The sequence below is a fragment of the Aquimonas sp. genome, from assembly GCF_044377145.1.
In the GTDB taxonomy this organism is placed as follows: domain Bacteria; phylum Pseudomonadota; class Gammaproteobacteria; order Xanthomonadales; family Xanthomonadaceae; genus Aquimonas.
The window spans coordinates 45,718-52,145 of sequence record NZ_JBILJQ010000034.1; the positions used below are offsets into that span (position 1 = coordinate 45,718).

A 6,428-nucleotide genomic window follows, 5' to 3' on the forward strand; every position below is an offset into this window, starting at 1 on the left:
TCGGACACAACACCCTTGAGATGCCGCCCGTCCCGGCGCGGCATCGCTTCGAGAATCTCCAGCGAGGACACCGATGAAGCTCATCTTTCCGAATGGCGAACACGGCGCGGTCCAGCTCGGACCCGGTCGCAACCGAATCGGTGCGGCCCCCGAGGCGCTGATCCGCCTGGATGCCGAAGGCGTGCTGCATGCGCACTGCGAGTTGGAGCTGGCCGGCGAACGCGTGCTGCTGCGCTTCGCCGCGGGTGAAGCCCAGGTTGTCGTCAATGGTCAGCCCGGCGAGGAAGGCCAGCATCTGCGCGCCGGTGATTCACTCAGCATCGGCAGCGTCGCCGCGCGGCTGGTGGCGGTAGAGCGCCTTCCCGGCAGCCCGGGCGGCAAAGCCGCCCAGGTGGACGACGCGGGCGCGACCCGGGTGCGTGCGGCTCTGCCCAAGTACGTGCTGCGCGGCGTGTCCGGTGCCGCTTTCGGCAAGACCTTTCCGATCGCTTCGTCGCAGGTAATCGGCCGCCACCATGAATGCGATATCTCGGTGCCCAGCGAAGAGATCTCGCGCCGCCATGCGCAGGTCAAGCCCACGCCGGACGGCCTGCTGGTCGAAGACCTAGGTTCCTCGAACGGCACCTTCATCAACGGCACCCGTGTGCAGACCGGGATCCTCAAGAACGGCGACGAGCTCCGCCTGGATGCGATCCGCTTCCTGCTGGTCGTGCCCGGCCAGGAAATGCCCAAGGCGGCTCCGGCCCCGGCGCCCGCCCCTGCCAAGAGCGGCGGCACTGCCCTGGTGTTCGGCGTGATCACCGCGATCGTCGTGATCGCGGTGGCGGCGGCCTTCCTGCTGCGCTGAGAGTTCGCGCACGCCACTGCCCGCGAACCGCCATCAGCGGTCAGCGCGGGCGCCGATAGCGGCCCGGGTGCGGGCCGCTGCTGAGCATCAACTAAGGCGGCCTGTCCAGAAGGAGGCCGCCTTGAACACATCCACTGCTTACCCGCGCCAACGCTCCGCGCTGTTGCCACTTGCGCGCTCTGCTGCCGCGTTGCTGACCCTCTCACTCTGCACCTCGACCGCACTCGCGGATGGCCTCGAATTCCGCCCCGCCGCAGGCGGTGAATGGAGCCAGGCCTTCGCCCTCGACACCGCCGTCGAGATGCGCGTGCACGGCCTGATGGCGGAAGTCAGCGTGCGTCAGCGCTATACCAACAGCAGTGCCGAATGGCTGGAAGGCCGCTACCTGCTGCCGCTTCCTGATCTGGCTGCCGTGGGCCGGTTACGCATGCAGGTCGGCGGGCGGGTGATCGAAGGCGAGGTGCAGGAAAAGGCCGCCGCCGCGGCAGCCTATCGCCAGGCCGCCGCCGCGGGCCGCACCGCCAGCCTGGTCGAGCGCGAGCGCGCCAATCTGTTCCGCACCCGCGTCGCCAACATCGGCCCCGGTGAAACGGTCGAAATCGAGATCGGGTATTGGCAGGCGGTGGGCTGGCAGGACGGCGCGTTCCGGCTGGCGCTGCCGTTGACCTTCGTGCCGCCTTACAGCGGCGGCGGTAGCGATGCCCCAGCTGGCCTTGATCGCGGGCCGCAGGCGCCTGCGGCGGATCCCAGCGCGGTTGATCTCGGCCTCGCGGCGGCGCCGGGTTTCCGTATCGGTGTGGATCTTGATGCCGGCGTGGAACTGGCCGAGGTCAGCAGCTCGACCCATCAGCTCAGCGTGCGCAGCGAAGGGCGTAGCCGCCGGATCGAACTCGCAGCAGGCGAAGCTGCGTCCGATCGTGATTTCGAGCTGGTGTGGCGGCCGCAGCCCAGTGCGGTGCCGCAGCAGGCGGTGTTCGTCGAGCAGCAGGGCGACACGCAGTACGCGCTGATCAATGTGATTCCGCCGACCCTGCCGGTCCCGACCGTGCCGCGCGAGTTGATCCTAGTGATCGACAATTCGGGCTCGATGCACGGTGAGTCCATGACTCAGGCCAAGGCGGCAGTCGACCGCGCGCTGAGCCGGCTGAAACCTGGCGATCGCTTCAACGTGATCCGCTTCGATCACAGCTACGACTCGGTGTTTCCGCAGCCGGTTGAAGCGAGCCCGGCCCAGATCACCCAAGCGCGCGCCTTCGTGCAGGCGCTCGCAGCCGATGGTGGTACCGAGATGCTGGCACCGCTGGTCGAGGCCTTCGCGATGCCGGCCACCGCCAGCCATCTGCGCCAGGTGGTGTTGATCACCGATGGCGCGATCACCGATGAGGCCCAGCTGCTGAACCACATCGAGCACGGCCGCGGCGATGCGCGCCTGTTCGCGGTCGGTATCGGCAGCGCGCCCAATGCGCACGTGCTGCGGCGGGCGGCTGAAGTAGGGCGTGGCGCGGTGGTGATGATCCGCAACGCCGAAGACCTGGCCGAGCGCACGGATGCGCTGCTGGCCAAGCTCGATCAGCCGGCCCTGCGCGATCTGAAAACGCTGTGGCCGACCGGAGCCGAAGCCTATCCCAGCCAGTTGCCCGATCTGTACGTGGGTGAACCTCTGCAGCTGCTGGCGCGGCTGCCGCAGGGCGGCGCCGAGCTGCAGGTCGATGGCCTCAGCCCGCAGATGCCGTGGCGGGCCAAGCTCAGCCTGGACCCCGCCAAAGTCAGCAGTGCCGAGGGCGTGGCGCGCCTGTGGGCCAGTGCGCGCATCGCCGAGCTGGAGGATCAACTGCGCGGTGGGGTCGATGAGGCGTCGATCCGCGAGGCCGTGCTCAAGCTCGCCCTGCAGCATCAGCTGTCCAGCCGCTACACAAGCCTGGTGGCGGTCGATCGCACACCGCGTCGCCCGCTCGATGCCGATCTGGCCTCGGTGCAGTTCGCCAATGCCGATCCCGCCGGGGCAATGGAGTTCGCCGCCACTGCTACGCCGACCGAACTGAAGCTGCGGCTGGCGCTGCTGCTGGCGGTGCTCGCCGGACTGCTGGCGGTCTGGAACCGCGAGGGCCCGCCCGGACGTGCGCGGCTGGCGCTGGAACATGCGTGAGCAAGACGTCGACCCTGGGAAGGTCCTGCGGCGATGTCGAGTATCGAGCTTCTGAGTTCGGAGAGTGCAGTCACATGCAGCTGAGTCGTTCCATCGTGTCACCGGCCTTGGCAGGGATGCCGCACATTCGGAGCAGGGATGCTCCGGGCCGTTCGCGGCCATGGATGCGCCGAACGATCGCTGTCCTGTTGCTGGCAGCGTTGGCGCTGGGCCTCGATGGCCTGTACATCCCACTCAAGGCGGCGCTGGCCCAACAGCTGCTGGAGCGCGCCTGGCAGCGCAGCCTGCAGGACGGCGAGGCCCATCCACCCTGGCCTTGGGCGGATACGCGGCCGGTGGCGCGTCTGCTGCGGGTCGACGGCGGTGACAGCCAGATCGTGCTGGCCGGCGACAGCGGCCGCGTGCTCGCGTTCGGACCGGGCTGGAGCGAGACCTCGGCGCCGCTGCTGTCAGCCGGCACAGCGGTGATCAGCGCGCACCGCGACACTCACTTCGCCTGGCTGCGCGAGATCACCGATGGCGAGCTGATCGAGTTGTCAACGGCGACCGGCGCCCGCCGCTATCGGCTCGCCGGGCGCGAAATCGTCGATGTGCGTCACCAGCGCCTGCAGGCCAGTGCCGATGACGAAGCCCTGCTGCTGGTGACCTGCTGGCCTTTCGGTGCAGTCGATCCGCGCGGACCGCTGCGCCTGCTGCTGCGCTTCGAGCCGCTGCCCGGCGATGCGGCAAATGACGCCACGCTGGCTCAGCGCGGTGCGGTTTCAGTCAGTGCCGGTGGATAGGGCGGCGCGCCGACAAAGCCTAGACCCATGAACAAACTCCAGCCGTCGCGGCTCAAGGCGCGCTGCGCCAGCATGCTGACCTGTCCGCTGACCACTAGGCTGCGCTGCGTGTGATCCCACAGCCCCGCTTGGCCGAACCAGCGCGCGGTGTCGCCGGTCCAGCTCAGCAGGTCGACCGGCAAAGCGAACACGCGCTCGCCATCTACGCTGTCATAGGCCAGCAGTGCGCCGAGGCCCACGATACTGCCGCCGCGGCAACGCTCGCCGAGATGCGCCTGCACCAGTTTCAGCGTATTGACCACGAAGCGTGCCTCGACCTCGTTCTGCGCCATCAGTGCGATTTCCAGCAAGGCATCGATGCCGTCGGCGGGGACGAGCGCTTCAAGCGTGAGCACGAGTTCGGTCTGCAGGGTGGGCGAGAAGCGTCCGAACTGCAGGAAGGTGTAGCGCAGGTCCTCATCGGCGCCCAGCGCTTCAAGTCGCTCGTTGTTGCGGGCACGCAGATCCTCCGGCGGCAACTCCAGCACCAGCCGGTTGACGTCGCTTGAGGTTGACAGCACGGCGCTGCTGACCGGGTCGAGCAGGCCCAGCGTCTGCTCGATGCCGAGCTTGCCGGCGGTTGCGGCCCAGGCCAGTTTGTCCAGACGCTCGCGGATCAGGGCATTGCCGGTATACGCGTCGACCCCCAGCCGTGCCGCCAGCTGTCGCCGCGCGGAGCCGTAGCCGACCTCCCGCTTGGCCAGCCGAGTGACTTCATCGCCCACATCGCCGAACCAGCTGTCCTCAGGCTTTTCGCGCGCTCGCCGCGAGGCCGCCAGCGGCGCATCGGCATTGTCGAACGGCGAGCCCTGGTGGCTGATGCGCTGATCCGCGCGCGCGCCCAGCCGCTTGGCGCGCTGACCGAGCCGAGTAACGCGCTCGCTGAAATAGCGCCAGACGCCACGCGGCAAACCGCTGAGGCTTTCGCCGGGACGCTGTACCACCGCCGCCACCGCGCGCAGTGGCGACATCGCCGCCTCCGCGCCTGACTTCAGCACGGCAGAGGTGACTGACTCCGACTGCAGCGCCTTCAGCGCCGGCATCTCGCCGATCCGGATCGCAAGGATCTCAACGCTCTCGGCTTCGAGTTCGCCGTACTCGGTGTCGAGTACGAAGTGCGCCTGGAATCCGTGCAGCTGCGCGCTCGGCTGAACCTGAAAACCCGGGCCCGCCAGCAGCGCCGGCAGGATCAGTTCGGCCGCCGGCAGCGCGGGCTCTTCCTCGATCTCAGCGTCCGCCGTGTCGTCGGCAAGGGCCGGTGCCGCCGTCACCGGGCGCAGTTCGATTTCAGGCTCCGGCAGCTGGAATGGATCGATGAAGTCGTCGGCGGCGGCCGCGGTGCCGAGCCACAGCAGGCCAGCGACAACCGCGACGACGTGTCTCAGTTCCAACTGCAGACGACCTTGCCGCAGCCGCCGGCTTCCATCAGATCGAAGCCGCGTTGGAAATCGTCGATATGGATCTGGTGGGTCAGCACCTTCTGTAGCGGAAACCCGGTCAGCACCATCTGGGTCATCTTGTACCAGGTCTCGTACATCTTGCGGCCGTAGATCCCCTGGATGGTCAGGCCCTTGAAAATGATCCGATCCCAGTCGACGCCGGCACCTTTCGGAAGGATACCCAGCAGAGCGATCTTGCCGCCGTGGTACATGCAATCGAGCATGTCGTTGAAGGCGCGTGGGTTGCCGCTCATCTCCAGGCCGACGTCGAAGCCTTCCATGTGCAGGTCGGACATCACGTCTTTCAGCGAGGTGTTGGTAACGTTGACCACCCGCGTGGCGCCCATGTCGGCGGCCAGCTTCAAGCGGTAATCGTTGACGTCGGTGACTACCACGTTGCGCGCACCGACGTGCTTGCAGATACCGGCGGCGATGATGCCGATCGGGCCGGCGCCGGTGATCAGCACATCCTCGCCGATCACATCGAACTCCAGCGCGCAGTGCGCGGCATTGCCGTAGGGGTCGAAGAAGGCCGCCAGCTCGCTTGAGATCTGGTCGGGAATCGGCCACAGGTTGGAGGCCGGCACCGCGATGTACTCGGCGAAGGCGCCGTTGCGATTCACGCCGATGCCCACCGTATGCGGGCACAGGTGCTGGCGACCGGCGCGGCAGTTGCGACACACGCCACAGACGATATGACCTTCGGCCGACACGCGCTGACCGACCGCGTAGCCGGTGACCGCATTGCCCAGCTCGTGGATGCGGCCGACAAACTCATGACCGATCACGAGACCCGGCTTGATCGTGCGCTGGCTCCACTCGTCCCACTTGTAGATGTGCAAGTCGGTACCGCATATCGCGGTTTTCTCCAGCTTGACCAGCACTTCGTTGGGGCCGATCTGCGGCACCGGCACCTCTTCCATCCAGATGCCCTTGGCGGCTTCGCGTTTGACCAGGGCCTTCATCATCATGGACATCGGGGGCGCCTCGGGGTGGATGGACGGGCGCAAAGTATAAATCGCAGCGTCGATGCGCTGAGGGCGGCTATGTGTCGCATCCCGGACGAATGCATCCTGCATAATCGGTCAGCGCTGCTGGTCGGACGAGAGGTCTTGGTTGGCCTGCTGACCGAGCTTTCCGCTCCGAGGACTGCATGAACATTCGCCTGCACAAGA

Annotated in this window: 5 protein-coding genes; 3 read left to right on the forward strand and 2 right to left on the reverse strand. The window is 67.3% G+C overall.

Annotation, left to right across the window (positions count from 1 at the left end; genetic code table 11):
* Positions 1-73: 73 nt before the first annotated feature.
* The 3 genes from ACIQ7H_RS11865 (at position 74) to ACIQ7H_RS11875 (ending at position 3,775) form a co-directional block, all read left to right on the forward strand.
* On the forward strand, positions 74-847 hold the full coding sequence (locus ACIQ7H_RS11865) for an FHA domain-containing protein (protein ID WP_395791676.1): 774 nt from the start codon (positions 74-76) through the stop codon (positions 845-847).
* A gap of 121 nt (positions 848-968) precedes the next feature.
* Entirely contained in the window at positions 969-2,993 is a 2,025-nt protein-coding gene (locus ACIQ7H_RS11870) for a marine proteobacterial sortase target protein (RefSeq protein ID WP_395791678.1), read from the forward strand.
* Between the two features lie 164 nt (positions 2,994-3,157).
* Positions 3,158-3,775, forward strand: coding sequence for a class GN sortase (locus ACIQ7H_RS11875; protein ID WP_395791680.1), 618 nt, complete (start codon positions 3,158-3,160; stop codon positions 3,773-3,775).
* Here ACIQ7H_RS11875 and ACIQ7H_RS11880 read toward each other — a convergent pair.
* Together ACIQ7H_RS11880 and tdh are read right to left on the reverse strand one after the other, a co-directional pair.
* Positions 3,739-5,205 carry a hypothetical protein gene (locus ACIQ7H_RS11880; RefSeq protein WP_395791682.1) on the reverse strand — a complete coding sequence of 489 codons (1,467 nt, stop codon included), beginning with the start codon at positions 5,203-5,205 and terminating at the stop codon, positions 3,739-3,741. The genes ACIQ7H_RS11875 and ACIQ7H_RS11880 overlap by 37 nt on opposite strands.
* Complete coding sequence (gene tdh, locus ACIQ7H_RS11885) at positions 5,196-6,230, reverse strand: L-threonine 3-dehydrogenase (protein WP_395791684.1); 1,035 nt, start codon at positions 6,228-6,230, stop codon at positions 5,196-5,198. The genes ACIQ7H_RS11880 and tdh overlap by 10 nt, the downstream gene beginning before the upstream one ends.
* Positions 6,231-6,428: the final 198 nt, after the last annotated feature.